14 protein-coding genes are annotated in these 17,366 nt (G+C 68.0%); 8 read left to right on the top strand and 6 right to left on the bottom strand.

Going from position 1 to position 17,366, the window contains the following annotated elements; all coding sequences use genetic code 11:
- Positions 1-30: 30 nt before the first annotated feature.
- The 4 genes from JW030_RS13045 to JW030_RS13030 form a co-directional block, all read right to left on the bottom strand.
- Positions 31-1,539, bottom strand: a complete 1,509-nt coding sequence (locus JW030_RS13045; RefSeq protein WP_188045154.1) for an ATP-dependent RecD-like DNA helicase — start codon at positions 1,537-1,539, stop codon at positions 31-33.
- A gap of 144 nt (positions 1,540-1,683) precedes the next feature.
- A complete protein-coding gene (locus tag JW030_RS13040) occupies positions 1,684-4,185 on the bottom strand; it encodes a glycoside hydrolase family 65 protein (RefSeq protein ID WP_188045155.1) in 2,502 nt (833 codons plus the stop codon).
- 24 nt (positions 4,186-4,209) lie between these two features.
- Positions 4,210-4,944 carry an HAD family phosphatase gene (locus tag JW030_RS13035; RefSeq protein WP_188045156.1) on the bottom strand — a complete coding sequence of 245 codons (735 nt, stop codon included), beginning with the start codon at positions 4,942-4,944 and terminating at the stop codon, positions 4,210-4,212.
- Between the two features lie 22 nt (positions 4,945-4,966).
- A complete protein-coding gene (locus tag JW030_RS13030) occupies positions 4,967-5,542 on the bottom strand; it encodes a DUF2165 domain-containing protein (protein ID WP_188045157.1) in 576 nt (191 codons plus the stop codon).
- 209 nt (positions 5,543-5,751) lie between these two features.
- On the opposite strand from JW030_RS13030, the gene dnaK reads away from it, so the two are divergent.
- The 5 genes from dnaK to JW030_RS13005 all read left to right on the top strand — a co-directional run bounded on the left by dnaK (position 5,752) and on the right by JW030_RS13005 (position 10,875).
- Positions 5,752-7,596, top strand: coding sequence for a molecular chaperone DnaK (gene dnaK / locus JW030_RS13025; protein WP_188045158.1), 1,845 nt, complete (start codon positions 5,752-5,754; stop codon positions 7,594-7,596).
- Between the two features lie 2 nt (positions 7,597-7,598).
- A complete protein-coding gene (locus JW030_RS13020) occupies positions 7,599-8,216 on the top strand; it encodes a nucleotide exchange factor GrpE (RefSeq protein WP_188045159.1) in 618 nt (205 codons plus the stop codon).
- A complete protein-coding gene (locus tag JW030_RS13015; RefSeq protein ID WP_188045160.1) occupies positions 8,209-9,156 on the top strand; it encodes a DnaJ C-terminal domain-containing protein in 948 nt (315 codons plus the stop codon). Before JW030_RS13020 ends, JW030_RS13015 begins: the two co-directional genes overlap by 8 nt.
- A gap of 91 nt (positions 9,157-9,247) precedes the next feature.
- Entirely contained in the window at positions 9,248-9,676 is a 429-nt protein-coding gene (locus tag JW030_RS13010; protein ID WP_188045260.1) for a heat shock protein transcriptional repressor HspR, read from the top strand.
- On the top strand, positions 9,673-10,875 hold the full coding sequence (locus tag JW030_RS13005) for a class I SAM-dependent methyltransferase (protein ID WP_370567022.1): 1,203 nt from the start codon (positions 9,673-9,675) through the stop codon (positions 10,873-10,875). Before JW030_RS13010 ends, JW030_RS13005 begins: the two co-directional genes overlap by 4 nt.
- A 27-nt stretch (positions 10,876-10,902) precedes the next feature.
- Here the strand turns inward: JW030_RS13005 and JW030_RS13000 are convergent, their stop codons facing one another.
- The gene (locus JW030_RS13000) at positions 10,903-11,916 is read right to left on the bottom strand and encodes a YihY/virulence factor BrkB family protein (RefSeq protein ID WP_188045161.1); all 1,014 of its coding nucleotides are present in this window, start codon (positions 11,914-11,916) and stop codon (positions 10,903-10,905) included.
- A gap of 80 nt (positions 11,917-11,996) precedes the next feature.
- Positions 11,997-13,238 (bottom strand): MFS transporter, encoded by a 1,242-nt coding sequence (locus JW030_RS12995; protein WP_188045162.1) that lies wholly within the window; start codon positions 13,236-13,238, stop codon positions 11,997-11,999.
- Between the two features lie 203 nt (positions 13,239-13,441).
- On the opposite strand from JW030_RS12995, the gene JW030_RS12990 reads away from it, so the two are divergent.
- The 3 genes from JW030_RS12990 (at position 13,442) to JW030_RS12980 (ending at position 17,303) form a co-directional block, all read left to right on the top strand.
- Positions 13,442-14,656, top strand: coding sequence for a glycosyltransferase (locus JW030_RS12990; RefSeq protein ID WP_188045163.1), 1,215 nt, complete (start codon positions 13,442-13,444; stop codon positions 14,654-14,656).
- A 2-nt stretch (positions 14,657-14,658) separates the two neighbouring features.
- The gene (locus JW030_RS12985; protein WP_188045164.1) at positions 14,659-15,918 is read left to right on the top strand and encodes a glycosyltransferase; all 1,260 of its coding nucleotides are present in this window, start codon (positions 14,659-14,661) and stop codon (positions 15,916-15,918) included.
- Positions 15,919-15,986: 68 nt separating this feature from the next.
- Positions 15,987-17,303, top strand: a complete 1,317-nt coding sequence (locus JW030_RS12980) for a hypothetical protein (RefSeq protein ID WP_188045165.1) — start codon at positions 15,987-15,989, stop codon at positions 17,301-17,303.
- Positions 17,304-17,366: the final 63 nt, after the last annotated feature.

The following is a 17,366-nucleotide window of genomic DNA, read 5'->3' as shown; positions in this document are numbered from 1 at the left end:
AGGGATGCGGCAGAGGCGGAGAAAGAGCGCCTAAGGCTTCGGGGTGGCAGCCTTGCCGGTCGACTTCTTCGTGGGGGACTTCTTGGCCGCAGCCTTCGTCGCCGCTGGCTTCTTGACGGCTGACTTCCTCTGCGTCGGGGACTTGGCGGGCGCGGCCGTCGCCTTCCCGGACATGGCGTCAGCTGAATCGGTCGTTTCGGTCGACTCGGCCGCCGCTGCGGTGATTGCGGGCCCCGCCGCGGCCACGCGGCGCCCGCGCATAAACCGCGCCACGTCGGCGTCGACGATGATGTCGTTCGGGCGCAACGGCCGGGCCAGGTACAGCCCATCCATCGAGGTCACGCGGCTGAAGGCCACATACGTTTGGCCGGCGCTGAACGCCCGCGGCCCGAGGTCGATAATCGCCGACTCGTACGTCTGGCCCTGGGCCTTGTGAATGGTCACGGCCCAGGCGAGGCGCAGCGGGAACTGCTCGAACTCCGCAACGACGTCCTTCGTCAGCGTCTTGGTGACGGCGTCGTAGCGGTACTTATAGCGCTCCCAGGTCGCGGGCTCGACCTCGAACTCTTCGAGCCCGCCGCCCTGGTCGACCTCGACCCAGACCGTGCCGGCAACTTTGGTCACGGTGCCGAGGGTGCCGTTGACCCATCGCCCGTCCGGGTCGTTGCGCAGGAACATCACCTGCGCGCCGATCTTGAGCTCGAGCACTTCGTCGGCCGGGAAGCTGCTCTGGTTGAACTCGCCGGTCACCTCGGCCTCGGCCCGCATCGATTGACCCGCGAGTGATTTGATGCGCGTCTGGTTGATCCGGTTGACGATTGCGTTGGTGGTGGCGAGCGTGATCACACCGTCCTTCGGTGCGGGCCGCGCGCCGGCGTCGTTGAGTTCGCCGGCCATCTCAGCCGTCACCACGCCGTGGCGGATCCCGTTGAGCAGTTGCTTGAAGCGGTCGTCGTTCTGCCGGTGGATCTCGGTGAGCTCGATGATTGAGAGGTCTGCGCCTTCCCACACCTTCGCGTCGAAGAACCAGGGCGAACGGTACATGTCGGCGAAGTACGCGCGCTCATCGGGGTCGCGCGGTGGCACGGGCGGCAGCTGGTACGGATCGCCAAACAGGATTACCTGCACCCCGCCGAAGGGGTCGTGCCTGCGGGCCCGCGCCTGGCGCAGTGCCCGGTCGATGCCGTCCATCAGGTCAGCGTTCACCATCGACACCTCGTCGATCACGAGCGTGTCGATCGCGCCGAGTAGCTTCTTGAGCTCCGCGGTCTGCTCGATTGCGTGGTCGGCAATGACCCCCGTGGGCAGCCGGAAGAGGGAGTGGATCGTCTGGCCGCCGACCCCAAGCGCCGCGACGCCGGTGGGCGCGCACACCACGATCTGCTTGCTCGTGTTCCACGACAGATGATTGAGCAGGGTTGATTTGCCGGTGCCGGCGCGGCCCGTCACGAAGACGTGCTCCCGCGTGTGCTCGATGCGGTCGTAGACGGCCTGCTGCTCGGTGCTGAGTTTCGGCCGTCCGGCGAAGGTGCGCGCCACGGTGCCTCCTCGGCCGGCTCGGATGGTGGGGCGCCAGAGAATTGGCGCCCCACCATGCTATCCGCGCCAGGCGGTGAGGAGAGGTGCCACCCCGTCCTGGGGTTCCCTCAGTGCGCCAGCGGCGGTCGCTCGTCCACGCCCGGCCTAGAGCGCTGGCCCAGGAATCGTCGTAATCGGCGCCGTCCGCGCGGCGGATTCTGTGCTCGGCACCATGGGTGACATCTGAGTGCCGTCCGCGCGGAGGACGTTCTCGTACTGACCGACGCCCGGGCGCCCCTTCCGGACGGGGCCCTGGTCAGCGAGCGGCACCGCGAGCACCGCCGCGGTCGTGAGCTCGTGGTGCTCTCCGCGGACTCTTACGGTGATGGGGCCGCCGGACTCGAGGCTCAGGCGCAGCTCGCGAGGGAGCACGGTGACGCGAATCGTGTGCCCGCGCCAGAGGATCGGGTAGTCGAGGCTGGGCCAGCTCTCGGGCAGTCGTGGATCGAAGCTCAGACTCCCGTCGGTGTCGCGCATGCCGCCGAAGCCGCTGACGAGTGCCGACCAGACCCCTCCGGCAGAGGCGATATGCACGCCGTCCGCCGCGTTGTGGTGCAGGTCGGCGAGGTCGACGGCGACGGCCTCGGAGAAGTACTCGAGGGCGAGATCCTGGTAGCCGACCTCGGCCGCCATGATGGACTGCACGACCGCCGAAAGGGTCGAGTCGCCGGTGGTCAGCGGGTCGTAGTAGGTGAAGTCCGCGAGCTTTTCTTCCGGGGTGAACTCGTCGCCGCGCAGGAACAGCGCGAGCACCACGTCCGCCTGCTTGAGCACCTGGAAGCGGTAGATCACGAGGGGGTGGAAATGCAGCAGCAGGGGTCGTTTTTCGGGCGGGGTGTGCGCCAGGTCCCACACCTCGCGGTCGAGGAAGAGCGAGTCCTGCGGGTGGATCCCAGCCGATTCGGAGAAGGGTATGGCCATCGCCTCTGCCGCGCGCCGCCAGGCCCCCGACTCGTGGGGTTCGATGTGCAGCCGGCGTACCGCGCTGGCGTGCGCGGGCGGGTTCGTCACCTCGAGGTCGTCGAGCGCGTCTGCCGCGAAGCGCAGGTTAAACCGTGCCATCACGTTGGTATAGAGGTTGTCATTGACCACGGTCGTGTACTCGTCCGGGCCGGTAACGCCGTGAATATGGAACGTGTCGACGTCGTTGATGCGGCGCCAAAAGCCCAGGGTCTCCCACAGCCGTGCCGTCTCGACGGCGATATCGATGCCCTCTTGCTGCAGGAAGGACTCGTCGCCGGTGACGTTCACGTACTTCGCGAGGGCCGAGGTGACGTCGGCGTTGATGTGGTACTGCGCCGTGCCGGCAGCGTAGTAGGCCGAGGCCTCCTCGCCATTGATCGTGCGCCAGGGGAAGAGCGCGCCCGCCTCGTTGAGCATGTGCGCGCGGCGCCGCGCGGCCGGCAGCATGAGGGCGCGCATTCTGAGGGCATTGCGCGCGAGCCGCGGCGACGTCGCGGCGAGGAAGGGGAGTACGTAGATCTCGGTGTCCCAGAAGTAATGCCCGCTGTAACCCGACCCGGTGACGCCCTTGGCCGCGATGCCAGCGCCGTCAGCTCGGGCCGCGGCCTGCGCGATCTGGAACAGGCACCACCGCACCGATTGCTGCAGCTCGGGCTGACCGCCGATCACCACGTCGCTGCGCTTCCAAAAGTCGTCGAGCCAGGCCCGTTGCGCCGTGAAGACGTCGTCGATGCTCTCGCCCAGCACCCGATCGAGGGTGCGGCGGCAGCGATCAACGAGCTCGCGGGCCGGTGCAGTGGGGGAGGTGTGGTAGCTGATCAGCTTGGTGACGCGGATGGGCACCCCGGCCTTCGCGCGCACGCGGAACACGTTCTTGGCAATGTCAGGCTCGACGAGTCGACGCGCCGACACCTCGTTTTCCGTCTCGACGATGTGGTCGGCGGCTACGGCCAGCGTCATGCCTGACGAGCTCGTGCGGTACGCGAGGATCGACCGGTACTCCTCCTGCCAGTGTTCCTGCGGCTGCAGGACGCGGGTAGCGATTTGCTCGCTTTGGCGGGGGTCGAACGAGGCGCGCGCGGCGCGGGGGACGCCGCCGTAGACGTCCTCCCCGTCCTGGCGGTTCACGAGTTGGCTGCTGATGGTGACGGGGGCGTCGGAGTCGAGCATCGTCACGGTCATGCGCTGCAACGCGAAGTGCCGCTCGTCGAAGGAGACGAGGCGCTCCATCTCCACCCGCACTCGCTTCCCCGAGGGCGTCTCCCAGGTCAGGTCTCGGCGCAGCACGCCGCTTTGCAGGTCGAGCTCCCGCGAGTAGTCCGTGAGCTCTGCGAAATCGAGCGCCAACGGCTCGTCGTCGACGTAGACCCGCATCACCTTGGCGTCCGGCGCGTTCACGATGGTCTGCCCCACCTCGGCGAAGCCGTAGGCCTGCTCGGGATGCTGAATGGGCCAGGTTTCGTGAAAGCCGTTGATGAAGGTGCCGTGCTCGTGCGCCTGCCGGCCCTCGGGGTGGTTGCCGCGCATGCCGAGATACCCATTGCCGAGGGCGAAGAGTGTTTCGGCAACGCCGGCGTCTTCAGACGACAGGCGCCGCTCGACGAGGCGCCACGGGTCTACGGGGAAGCGGTCGCGATCGAGCATGCGGATCCTTCTTCTGTTGCTGGGCTACGCCCGTGCGGCAAGGAACTCGGAGAGATCGGACACGATCATATGCGCTCCAGCTTTGCGGAGCGCGTCTGCGCCGGCGCCGCGGTCGACGCCCACCACGAGCCCGAAGCCCCCGGCCGCCGCCGACGCGACCCCGCTCACGGCGTCCTCGAATGCGGCGGCGCGGGCTGGGTCCGCCCCCAGCAGCTCGGCGCCACGCAGAAACACGTCTGGCGCGGGCTTCGAGGGCAGGTGCTCGCGCTCCGCGGTCATCCCGTCCACGACCACCGAAAAGCGGTCCCGGATCCCGGCCGAGCGCAGCACCTCCTCCGCGTTCTTCGAGCTGGAGACGACGGCGAGCGGACGGCCGCGCAGCGCATCAAGCAGCTGCAGGGATCCGGGGAAGGGGGTGATGCCGTCCTCCCGCAGCAAGAGCCCAAAGGCGATGTTCTTGCGGTTACCGATGCCGTTCACGGTGACGGCGTCGGGCGGATCCTGCGGGGTGCCGAGCGGCAGCGTGACCCCGCGAGAACGCAGCAGCGTGTCGACGCCGTCCGCCCGCTTCTTCCCGTCTACGTGCGCGAAGTAGTCGGCGTCGGTATAGGGCGGTTCGATCCCGAGTTCGGAAAAAGCCTGGTCGAAGGTGCGTTGCCAGGCGAGCATGTGCAGCTCAGCGGTAGGCGTGAGCACCCCGTCGAGGTCGAAAAGAAACGCACTGATCTCGGCGAGGGCGCCGCTCACCTGTTCCGTCATACTGTCCTTTCGGTGGGCCGCGCTAGTTGGACTGATCCGGCCCCCAGGCCTTGCTTGGCAGGTGCAGCAGCACGAGCCCGATGCCCGCGATGACCGAGTTTCGGAACGCTGGATCGAGGCCGTTCCAGGAGCTCGAGCGCCACATCTGGAACCACTCGCCGCCGATCGTGATGAAGCCGCCCACGAAGAGCAGGATGATCATGACGAGGCCGATGGTGGAAAGGGTGCGTGCGCTCGCGAATCCCTTGCCCGCGAAGCCGCGGAAGAACTGGACGCTCGCCGCGATCAGCACGAGGGCGGCGAGCGATTCCCACACGATGACCCCGATGTAGCCGATGTTCCAAATCACCGGGTCGGTGATCGCGCGCCACATGACGTCGGGGTCGAGGCCCGTGCCGGGCTCGCCACCGAAGTTGGTGGTGTCCATTGCGAGGACGTGTTGCACGAAGGCGAAGTTGGTGTCGTAGTCGGTGATGTTGCCGAGGGCGACGAGGAAGATGTAGAGGGCGTTGACGATGACCAGGCTGGCGGCCGCTACCGGAAGGGTGCCGAGCACTCTCCAGCCGCGCGGCGCTGCGGGCTGAGTGGAGTTGTTCATGCCCTCACCATAGGACTGCGGCCAGGAAAACCATAGGCTCACTGGATGAAATCTGAATGTTGAGTGAGAGTGGCTCAAGTTTACTCGACTTGACTTGACACCCGAGGGCGACTCAGTAAACTTGAGTGCAGACGGCTCAACCCGTCACGAATTTGATCCGAGGCCGTTGGCATTCGGACTTCGACCCTGATGCAAGGAGAGTAAACAACATGGCACGTGCAGTAGGAATCGACCTCGGTACCACCAACTCTGTGGTGGCCGTCCTCGAGGGTGGCGAGCCCACCGTCATCGCGAACGCAGAGGGCTTCCGCACGACCCCCTCGATCGTCGCCTTCACGAAGGACGGCGAGGTGCTCGTCGGCGAGACCGCGAAGCGCCAGGCCGTCACGAACGTGGACCGCACCATCGCTTCGGTGAAGCGTCACATGGGCACCGACTGGACCCAGGAAATTGACGGCAAGAAGTACACCGCGCAGGAGATCAGCGCGCGCACGCTGATGAAGCTGAAGCGCGACGCCGAGACCTACCTCGGTGACACCGTCACCGACGCGGTCATCACGGTGCCCGCCTACTTCAACGACGCCGAGCGCCAGGCCACGAAGGAAGCCGGTGAGATCGCGGGCCTCAACGTTCTGCGCATCATCAACGAGCCCACGGCGGCGGCGCTCGCCTACGGCCTCGACAAGGGCAAGGAAGACGAGCTCATCCTGGTCTTCGACCTGGGTGGCGGCACGTTCGACGTGTCCCTCCTTGAGGTGGGCAAGGACGACGACTTCTCGACGATTCAGGTCCGTGCGACCGCTGGCGACAACCGCCTCGGTGGCGACGACTGGGATCAGCGCGTTGTGCAGTGGCTGATCTCGCAGTTCAAGGCCACCACTGGCGTTGACGTCTCGGGCGACAAGATTGCGCTCCAGCGCATGAAGGAAGCCGCCGAGCAGGCGAAGAAGGAACTGTCGAACTCGATGAGCACGCAGATTCAGCTGCCGTACCTCTCGATGACCGAGAACGGTCCCGCGAACCTCGAAGAGACGCTGACCCGCGCGAAGTTCGAGGAGCTCACCAAGGATCTCCTTGAGCGCACCCGCAAGCCGTTCCTCGACGTCGTCGCTGAGGCGGGCGTCAAGGTTGCCGACATCGCGCACGTCGTGCTCGTCGGTGGCTCTACCCGCATGCCCGCCGTCACCGAGCTGGTCAAGCAGCTCTCCGGCGGCCGCGAGCCGAACAAGGGTGTCAACCCTGACGAGGTCGTCGCCGTGGGTGCAGCCCTCCAGGCTGGCGTGCTGAAGGGCGAGCGCAAGGACGTTCTGCTCATCGACGTGACCCCCCTCTCACTCGGTATCGAGACGAAGGGCGGCATCATGACGAAGCTCATCGAGCGCAATACGGCCATCCCGACCAAGCGCAGTGAGACCTTCACGACTGCTGACGACAACCAGCCGTCCGTGTCGATCCAGGTGTTCCAGGGCGAACGCGAGTTCACCCGTGACAACAAGAACCTCGGCACCTTCGAGCTGACCGGCATCGCGCCCGCTCCCCGTGGCGTGCCGCAGGTTGAGGTCACCTTCGATATCGATGCCAACGGCATCGTCCAGGTTCACGCAAAGGACAAGGGCACCGGTAAGGAGCAGACGATCACCATCTCGGGTGGTTCCTCGCTCTCGAAGGAAGACATCGAGCGCATGGTGCGTGATGCAGAAGAGCACGCTGCCGAGGACAAGCAGCGCCGCGAGGCTGCTGACGCCCGGAACAACGCCGAGCAGCTCGCCTACTCGGTGGAGAAGCTCATCTCGGACAACGAGGACAAGCTGCCCGCGGACGTCAAGTCCGAGGTGCAGGGCGATCTCGACGCGCTGAAGCAGGCGCTCGCCGGTGAGGACGAGGCTGCGGTGAAGTCGGCCTTCGACAAGCTGAACGAGAGCCAGGGCAAGCTGGGCGAGGCTATCTACGCCGCCGCGCAGGAGACCCCCGAGGCTGCGGACACGACCGCAGAGGCGAATGATGACGACGTCATCGACGCCGAGGTCGTAGAAGACGACGAGGAGAAGAAGTAATCATGGCGAATGAGGAACAGCGCACGCCCGGCATGGGCGACGAGGTTCCCGCCGCGGCAGGGCCGGAGGGTGCAACCTCCGGCCCTGCGCCGCAGGCGGAGGGCGACGCGGATCTGACGGTCGAGGACATCCTCGGCCAGGAGCAGAACGACGACGCGCGTTCGGCGGAGGATGGCGATTCCCCCGCTGAGGCCACCGACGTCGCGAACGAGTACCTCGAGGACCTGCGTCGCGTCAATGCCGAGTACGCAAACTACCGCAAGCGCACCGAGGAGAATCGAGTGATTGAGCAGCAGCGGGCGACCGCGGCCGTGCTCACCCCGCTGCTTGGCGTGCTGGACGATCTGGACCGGGCCGACGCCCATGGCGACCTCGTGGAGGGCACCCCCTTCCACGCGATCGCGCAGAAGCTGCGCGGCAGCCTCGAGCGCTTCGGGCTCGAGAGCTTCGGACAGGTCGGCGACCTCTTTGACCCCGCACTGCACGAGGCGATCGCCCAGGTTCCGGTTCCCGGGACCGAGGCGCACACGGTGCTCGACGTCGTTGAGCGGGGATACCGGATTGGCGGTGTCGAGTTGCGCGCCGCGAAGGTGGCGGTGGCGGTGGGGGCAGATGGCTAGTCAAGACTGGTTCGAGAAGGACTTCTACGGAATTCTTGGCGTCTCAAAGGACGTCAGCGAGGCCGAGCTGAAGAAGACCTATCGGAAGCTGGCGCGCACCTACCACCCCGATTCCAACTCGGGCGATGCGAAAGCCGAGGCGAAGTTCAAGGAGATCAGCGAGGCCTACTCGGTGCTCTCTGACACGGAGCAGCGCGCTGAGTACGACCAGATGCGATCGATGGGACCGGGCCACGCCCGCTTCACGCAGGGCGGTCAGGGCTTCGAGGACGTCTTCGGCGGTATGTTTGGCGGCGGCCAGGCTGGTTCCTACCAGCAGGGCGGCGGCCAGAGCTACGAAGATATCTTCAGCATGTTCGGCGGGGGTGGCGGGCGTGCCCGCGGCCCCCAGCCCGGGCGCGATATCACCGCCTCGACCACGCTCGACTTCGAGACTGCGGCGGCCGGGAACACCGTCACGCTGCAGACCCCGGATGGGAGCACCGTCAAGGTGAAGATTCCTGCTGGCGTCTCGGACGGCCAAAAAATCAAGGTGCGCGGGCGCGGGCAGCAAAGCCCGAACGGCGGACCGGCAGGGAACCTGATCCTGACCGTGAATGTTCGAAAGCACCCCGTGTTCGAACGCGACGGGCTGAACTTGCGGCTCACGCTGCCGGTGACGTTCGTCGAGGCCGCGCTGGGCGCGACCGTTGAGGTCCCCACACTGGGCGGCCCCCCGGTGAAGCTGAAAGTGCAGCCGGGCACCCCGAGCGGCCGCGTGCTGCGCGTCAAGGGGCGCGGCATCAAATCCGCCAAGGGCACCGGCGACTTGCTCGCTGAGGTCCAGGTCGTCGTTCCGGCGCACCTCTCGGACGACGCGAAGGCGGCGCTCGAGACGTTCCGGGAAGTCGAACCGCAGGACAACCCGCGCGAGGATCTCCTCGCACGGGCCCGCGGGTAGCATCACCTGCGTAGGCGGGGCCAGCAATGGCCTCGCCTTCGCGCGTCAACTGCAGTACAGCCAGAGTGGGAAGGAGCTTGAGATGACGGAGATGGACCAGTACACCCCGGTGTTTGCGATTGCCGCTGCCGCCGAGCTCGCCGAAATGCACCCGCAAACTCTGCGGCAGTACGACCGCATCGGGCTCGTGTCACCTCAGCGCACCCGCGGAAACACGCGTCGCTACTCGTTGCACGACGTTTCGCAGTTGCGTCAGGTCGCCCGCTTGTCGGCGGAGGGGCTGAGTCTTGAAGGGATCCGGCGGGTGCTGGCGCTTCAGGACCGCGTCGAGCAGTTGGAGGGACGTGTACTCGAGCTCGAGCGCGCGCTCGCCGCCGAAATGCTCAAGCGCCCCGATCGACGGGTATTTGCGGCGGGAAGTGCGGGCGAAGTCGTTTCGCTGCGCCGCGGGACGCGGACACAGCGACGCGCAGAGGTCGTCGTGTGGCGGCCGGGGCGGCACTCGGGCAACGGCTCGTGAGCGATGTGTTCGCGCAGGATCCTGCCAGTGGTGCGATCCCTGCAGATCCTACTTTCTTTGATTTCTCGGCGCTGAGCCGCGAGCCCGACGTCGAGGATGACGCGCTGCTCGCCTACGATGCGACCGACGAACTGCTGCTGTCGACCGCGGCCGAGACGCTCGGCTCTCTGGGCCCGGGCGAGCTGGTGGTCATCGGCGATCGGCATGGCGCGCTGACCCTCGGCGCAGCCCTCGGACACGGGGCGACCGACATTCGCGTCCATCAGGATCCGCTGCTCGGCGAGCTCGCGCTCGCGCGCAACGCAGAGCGCCTCGGGGGCGCTCGCGCATACACAAACCTCCCGCTCGGCCCGGAGCTGCTGGCGGGCGCCCGCCTCGTGCTCGTGCAGCTGCCGCGCGGCCTCGACGCGCTCGACGAGATCTCGAGCGCGATCGCCCGTTGGGCGGCACCCGATGTCTGGGTGCTGGCGGGCGGGCGCGTGAAGCACATGGCGCTCGCCATGAACGACGTGCTGCGTCGTTCCTTCGGTGAGGTGAGCGCCGGGTTGGCCGTGCGCAAGTCGCGCGTGCTCACCGCTTGCGCGCCGCGCGCCGCCAGCGAGCGCGGCCCTCTGCGCTTCCCGCTCTGGGGCACGGACCCCGACCTGCCGTTCGCGCTCGCCGCGTATGGCGCGACGTTCGGCGGGCCCACGCTCGACCACGGCACCCGATTGATGCTGCGTGCGCTCGGGGAGTCCGCCCGGGGGCGACTGGCCCGAAACATCGTCGACCTGGGCTGCGGCAACGGCACGATCGCGGTCTCGCTCGCGCTGTCACACCCGGAGGCGAGTGTACACGCGACCGACCAGTCGGCCGCCGCGGTGCGCGCCGCGCGCGAGACGGCGCTCGCCGCGGGGGTCGAGGATCGCGTGAGCGTGCATCGCGCCGACGCGGCCGACGGCGTGCCGGCGGAATGGGCCGACCTCATCGCGCTGAACCCACCGTTTCACACGGGCGCGACCGTGCACGCGGGCGTCGCGCACCGCCTCATCCGCGCCGCGGCTCCCGCCCTCGCGCCCGGCGGAGAGCTGTGGGTGGTCTTTAACACGCACCTTGGCTATCGGCCGCTGATCGAGCGCGTGATCGGGCCGACCCGCCAGGTCGCGCGCGACCGCACGTTCACGGTCGTCGTCGCGACGAAGCGCGGGGCGCGGGCGTAGATTCCGCGGTTCGGCGTGCACGCTGCGCTACCGCGGGGGTGACCCTCGCAGGCCCTGCGCCGCACGCAGCTCTGCGGTGGCCGCGGCCACCGCCTTCTCGGCCTCGCGCCGGCGGAAGTCCGCGAGTGTGGGGGCGCCATATTTCTCGTGCACGCGGTCGTGCGCCTGGGCCTCGAGGGTGACGATCAGGCTCGACGCGATGAGGATCACTTGCACCGAGAGGTTGATCCAGAGCAGCAGCGCGATCAACGTGGCGAACGACGCGAGCAGAGGGTTCGAGGCCGCGCCGCGCACGAACAGGCCGGAGAACTCTTGCAGCACGAGCAGTCCGACACCGCCCGCGACCGACCCTGCCCAGAGCGCCCGCGGTGCTGGCCGCACGCCTGCCAGCAGCCGGAAGGCGACCGCGACGGCCAGGGTGTTGATGGCGATGACCACGCCGAGCCCCACCAGCCGGGCTCCCCACTCGAGAGCGACAGCGTCCTCGGAGACCCCCAGCCAGTCAGCCAAGAGCGACCGACCACTCGACGACAGCAGGCTCACTGCGGCGCCGGCCAGCAGCAGGCCGCCAAACGCGAGCGCCACAAGGAAGTTGCGAAGCAGCATCCAGAGAAAGTTGGTTTCGTCGACGGTGACATCGGCGATGCTGCGAAACGCGGCGCGAAGGCTGCCGATCGCGCCGATCGCCGCGGCCACGAGACCGAGCACGGAAACCGCGCCGACCAGGGTAAATCCAACCGACAACTGCGCCTGGTCCAGATCGATGGCATCACCGATGCCCGGAATCGCTCCGTTCACCGTGTCGATGAGCGCACGCCGGGCGTCGGGGTTGGCGTCAAGCCAGAGCCCGGCGGCGGAGAAGAGCAAGAGTACGCCAGCGAATACGCTGAACAGTGCGCGGTAGGTCACGCTGTCGGCGAGGAGCGGGCCTCGCCGCGCGGCGTAGTGCAGCGCCGCGCGCACGATGCTCAGCCGCAGCGCCCACGCGATCGCGCGACCGCCGAATCCCTGTGGGTTCTTCGCCCGCGGTTCATGGTCCATGCTGCCAATGTATTGACGGTTGGGAGCGAGCGCACCTGTTCACCCCGGGCCGCGGTGTCGCGCTGCGGGGCGGGCAGTCTTCACCGCCTGGGCACGAACCGGGGCACCCAGCGCATAAACCCGGCAGCGCCCGCAATGCCGATCACCCCCATCGCCGCGGCCGCGAGCGGCAGCGACGCCGCTGAGGCGATCGCGGCGATCAGGAGCGGAGCCGCGGCTCCGCCGATGTCAGAGATCGTGTGCCAGGACCCCAGAAACGGGGCGGGATCGTGTTGCGGCGCGAGGTCGGCGCCGAGAGTCATCAAGATGCCGCTTGAGAGTCCGTTCCCGGCGCCGAGCACCGCGGATAGCGCCACGAACCAGGCGAAGGCGTCAGGGAGCGGCGAGGTGAGCGCGAGCGCGATCAGGCCGAGGCTCATGAGCGATACCGCGGGAATCGTGGCCCAGAGCCTCCCGAACCGGTCCATCACCTGCCCGCTCGCATAGAACAACGCGAAGTCGCATGCCCCCGAGATCCCGGCGACCAGGGCGATGGTGCCGGCGTCTGCGCCGATCGCGATACCCCAGACGGGAATGATCACCTGGCGTGCTGAGCGCAGTGCCGAGAGCGACGCCGCCGAAGACCCCAGTCGCACGAGCACCCCTCGGTGGCGGTGCATCGTGCGAAACACGCCGTCGCGCTCGGACCCGCTGGGGACATGACCCGCGGCCGACAGCGTGCCCGCGTTGGCAGAACGTAGCGCCACCGCACCCTCGGGGTCGGGGGCGAGCAGCACGAGCGCGACGGTGAGGACGAGGCAGGCCGCGAAGAACCAGGCCGCGGAGGCGGGCGATCCGGTCGCCGCCAGCAGCGCCGCGGCGATAAACGGACCAAGGAACATGCCGAGCCGAAAGGTGCCGCCGAGCAGCGCGAGGGAGCGCGCGCGGAACGCGAACGGCACGCGCGTCGTCATGAACGTGTGCCGGGCGATCCCGAACGCCGACGCGCAGAGCCCGATGATGAGGCCCGCGAGGGCGAGAACCCAGAGGCTCGGCGCGAGTGCCACCCCGGCGGCCCCGGCGAGCGCCAGGGTGCCCGAGACCGCCATCGTGCGGCGCTCGCCGAAGCGCGCCACGGCCCAGCCAGCGGGGAGATTCCCGCACAACTGTCCGACGACGAGCGCCGCCGCGATGAGCGTCGCGAGCGCGACGTCGGCGCCCAGATGCGACGCGATGACCGGGACAAGCGGGATGATTGCACCCTCGCCGATCGCGAACAATACGGTCGGCCCGTAGATCGCGGGGGCAAAGCGCCAGAGGGCGCGACCGATGGGTTCAGACATGATTCCCTCAGGCTAGTCCTCGGGCGTCTCGCTGCGGTCGAGGACGGGCACGCGCGGGACCAGGATCCTGGCGGGTGAAACTTGCGCGCAGATTCGACGCGATTCGCGTGAAGTGGCGGGTAAACCCCCGGGTACCGGGCTGGCCGCCAACGTACACTAATCCATGGAACGGGCACATCCCGCTCCCGTTGACCTGATGAAGGATGCCGAAACCTGTGACCCTCGCAAGCCACACGCCAGCCGATGCACACACTGAGACGCCCCTGCGGATCCTGCTCGCCTGCGACACCTTCCTGCCCGATGTAAACGGTGCCGCGCGGTTCGCCGAGCGCCTCGCCGCCGGTCTCGTGCGCGACGGGCACGAGGTGCACGTCGCCGCCCCGTCGATGGGGCACGGCGCCGCCGGCACATTCGTTGAGGAGATCGAGGGCGAGCGCGTCACGGTGCACCGCTGGGCGAGCTTCCGCTGGTACCCGCACGACTGGCTCCGCTTCGTCCTGCCCTGGCGCGCACGCTACCGTTCGCGCCAGTTGCTGGATGCGTTGCAGCCCGACGTGATCCACCTCCAGTCGCACGTCATCATCGGCCGCGGCCTCGCGATCGAGGGCGCCAAGCGAGGCATCAGGATCGTGGCTACGAACCACGTGATGCCCGAGAACGTGCTCGACTTCACGCTGCTGCCGCACTTCGCGATTCAGTCGTTCATCAAGTGGGCCTGGCGTCAGGCCGACAAAATCCTGCGGCTTGCCTCGGCGGTCACCACCCCCACGAAACGCGCCGCCGAGTTCCTCGAGCGCAACACGTCCATTCGCGGCGTGCGCCCCGTGAGCTGCGGCCTGCGCGCGTCCGACTACACGCCGAGCTTCGAGGAGCGCAGCGAACAGCGGGTCGTGTTCGTCGGGCGACTTACGATGGAAAAGCAGATCGACGTGATCTTGCGCGCCGTCGCGCGTCTCGGGGCGAACGTCAAGCTCGACCTCGTCGGCGGCGGCGACCAGCGCAAGAACCTCGAACGGCTGGCGCACGAGCTGGGCATCGACGATCGGGTGCTCTTCCACGGCCGGGTGTCCGACCAGCAGCTGCGGGCCACCCTCACGAACGGCAGCGTGTTCGCGATCGCATCGATCGCCGAGTTGCAGTCCATCGCGACGCTCGAGGCGATGGCGTCGGGCCTGCCCATCCTCGCGGCCGACGCGATGGCGTTACCGCACCTCGTCGAGGAGGGCAAGAACGGCTACCTCTTTACTCCGGGCGACGACGCCGAGCTCGCGCGGCGCATCGCTGAGATCCTGGAGCTGCCGCACGCGGACTACGTGCACATGCAGGAGGCGTCGCTCGAGGCGGTCAAGGTGCACGACATCGAGCGAACGCTCGCGACCTTCGAGTCGCTGTATCGCGGCGAGACTCCCGCGGCCTGAGCATGCACATCCTGATCGTCACCGACCAGCACGCCGAGTCGCTGGGCGGGGTGCAGGTGTCGATTCGACTGCAGCGGCGCTTCCTTGAGCGCCAGGGGCACACGGTGTCGGTTGCGGCCTCGGCGCTGCACCGGCCGGGCTACGTGGCGAGCGATCCGGCTTACCTCGATCTTCCCTCACTGCCCATCACGCGCGACCGCGAGTACGGGGTGTCGTGGCCCGGACGCCGCACCGACCGGGTGCTCGCCCGCGCGCTACGGGATCGCCCGCGCGTCGACCTCGTGCACGTGCAGGGCGACTTTTGGGGTGCCTTGATCGGCTATCGCGCCGCTCGCGGCCTGGGCGTTCCCGTCGTGCATACCCTGCACAACCACGTCGATGCGGGCACGCGGGCGGTCGCCCCGCTTGCCGCGGTGACCGCGCCCATCGCCTTTCAGGGGTTGCGCTTGTGGCGGGCGCTCGCGCTCGGGCGCTCGCGGCTCGCCGGCAACGTTTCAGGTGCAGGATCCGCCCGGCCGCGGGGTGCGTGGCGGTATCTCGCCGAGCTCGTCGCCGAGGCGGCGGCCGTCACGGCGCCGTCGCACCACTTCGCGGAGCTGCTGCGGGTGAACGGGGTTGCGGACCTCGTAGAGGTCACTCCGACTGGGGTCGACGACGACGTGCTCGCCGACGTGCTGGCCGCGGGCCCGCGCAGCGAACGGGCGCGGCCCAAGCTGATTTGGCTCGGGCGGATGAGCCCCGAGAAGCGGGTGCTCGAGTTCGTCGAGGCGATTGCGCGCAGCGACATCGACGCGGACGTCGAACTATACGGAGCCGGCCTCTTGCTGCCGCAGGTGCGCCGCCGCATCGCTGAGCTTGGGCTGGACGACCGCGTCACCATTCCGGGGCCGGTGCCCTACGCGGCGGCGCTCGCCGCAATGCGCGATGCGGATCTGCTGGTGCAGACCTCGCGCGGCTTCGAGACGCAGGGGATGACCCCGTTCGAGGCCGCGGCGCTCGGCACCCCGACGCTGTTCTCAGATGCGGACATCGCGGACGACCTGGGGGTTGAGCCGTCATGGCGTGTGGGGGCTGCGCGGCCGGGCGAGGACGAGGTCGCACCGCTGGCGCGTGCGCTGGCAGACGCGGTGCGCGAGCTGGCCGCGGAGCCCGCGGCGCGCGTGCCTCGCGCGGCCGGTTCGACGTTCCTCCAGTCGGCCCGAACGTTACAAATGGGTGAAGTCTATGAAAAAGCTTTACATTTGGCGCGCGGTCTGGGTTAGTCTCTCGCGGGAACGCCTCAATTCGTTGGGGCACACAGTTTTGCAGTGACGAACACTAAGGGGAACCCATGGCACTACGACGTGCACTGGCGGGCATCGCCACCGCCTCACTCGCACTGGGCGGCATTGCGCTGACCACGACGTCCGCAAGTGCGGCTCCCGCGGGCGGGGTGGTGCTTGCCTCGGACATCGTGGTCACGACCGACCCGACCTCTGAAACGGCCGCGTACAACGAGTGGCACTACAGCCCCAGCGCGAGCTACCCGGGGCGCGCGACCCAGGGGGGAAGCGGCCTCGTTTTCGCTGCCGCCGATCGATCGATCGCCGTTGTGGGCAACGGAAACAACAATGTTGCCGGCGGAACGGCCCCTGCCATGTCGCTCGAGGACACACTGAACGGCGTGAACGTCAATGCCGGGTTGGACGCCTCGCGGGTCTTCTACCAGGTACCGGTGTTCTACGGTTTTGACGCCCTTGCCGTGAATCCTTGGAAGTTCACCACGCTGCGCAAGAACGCCGCGACGGGCGGAGACTGGATCTCAAGCCAGGCGATCGGGGGGACGGTGGCCGCAAACACGCCCACCCCGATGGCTACCTTGCTCGCCGCACTCGGCGAGGACCCCTCAGCGACGCCGGTGGGCTCCGACCCCCGCGCGATCGCGACCGGCTTCCTGATCGAGGCGGGCGCGGCCGGTGTCCAGGTGAACTCCTTCACGGGGAACGGGAGCACGACGCAGTTTGCGCCGGCCATCCCGAGCTGCGTGCCGAACGCGGCGTCGGCGACCTTCGTCGATGCGGCCAACATCCGCCCGAACGAGGCGGCCTACCCGGGTTGGCACAACGGCCTGACCAAGACGGAGACCGTCAAGAACTTCGTGACCACCGAGGCCGGCTTGGCGGTCACGGGCAACGCGCAGATCCTCAACGGTCTCGCCGACCCTGCTGAGTTCCAGGCGAACTGCCTGAGCGCCGCCGCGGATATGAAGGTGGACGTCGTCCACGCCACCGGCCCCGTGGCCACGCAGGTCCCGGTGTTCTACTACCCGAGCGGTAACCGCGCAGGTGCGGAGAGCTTCACCACCATCCGCCTGGATAACGCGATGGATCTGGGTGACCCGAACGCGCTCTGGTCGACCTCGAGCCCGATCTGGGCCGATGACGCGAAGACCATCAAGCTGGCCGACGCAAACTCGCTGTTCACGCTCGATCAGTTCGTCGCAGCGGTTGGTGTCCACGACGTCATCGGTTTCGGCTTCTACGTGAACATCGATCAGAACGCGACCGTCAGCTCGGTCACGTTCAACAACCAGACGACGAACTTCGCGAAGCCCGTCGTTCAGCCGACCAAGCCGGTCAAGGTTGAAACGGGAGTTGCGGCGGCCTAGCCTCCCAGCTCACGACGCCCGGCGCATCGCGCCGAGTTCCCAACGAAAGAAGGGCCCTGCCAG

The sequence above is a fragment of the Leucobacter sp. CX169 genome (assembly GCF_017161405.1).
Taxonomy (GTDB): Bacteria; Actinomycetota; Actinomycetes; order Actinomycetales; family Microbacteriaceae; genus Cx-87.
This window is presented reverse-complemented; position numbering and strand designations above follow the sequence as displayed.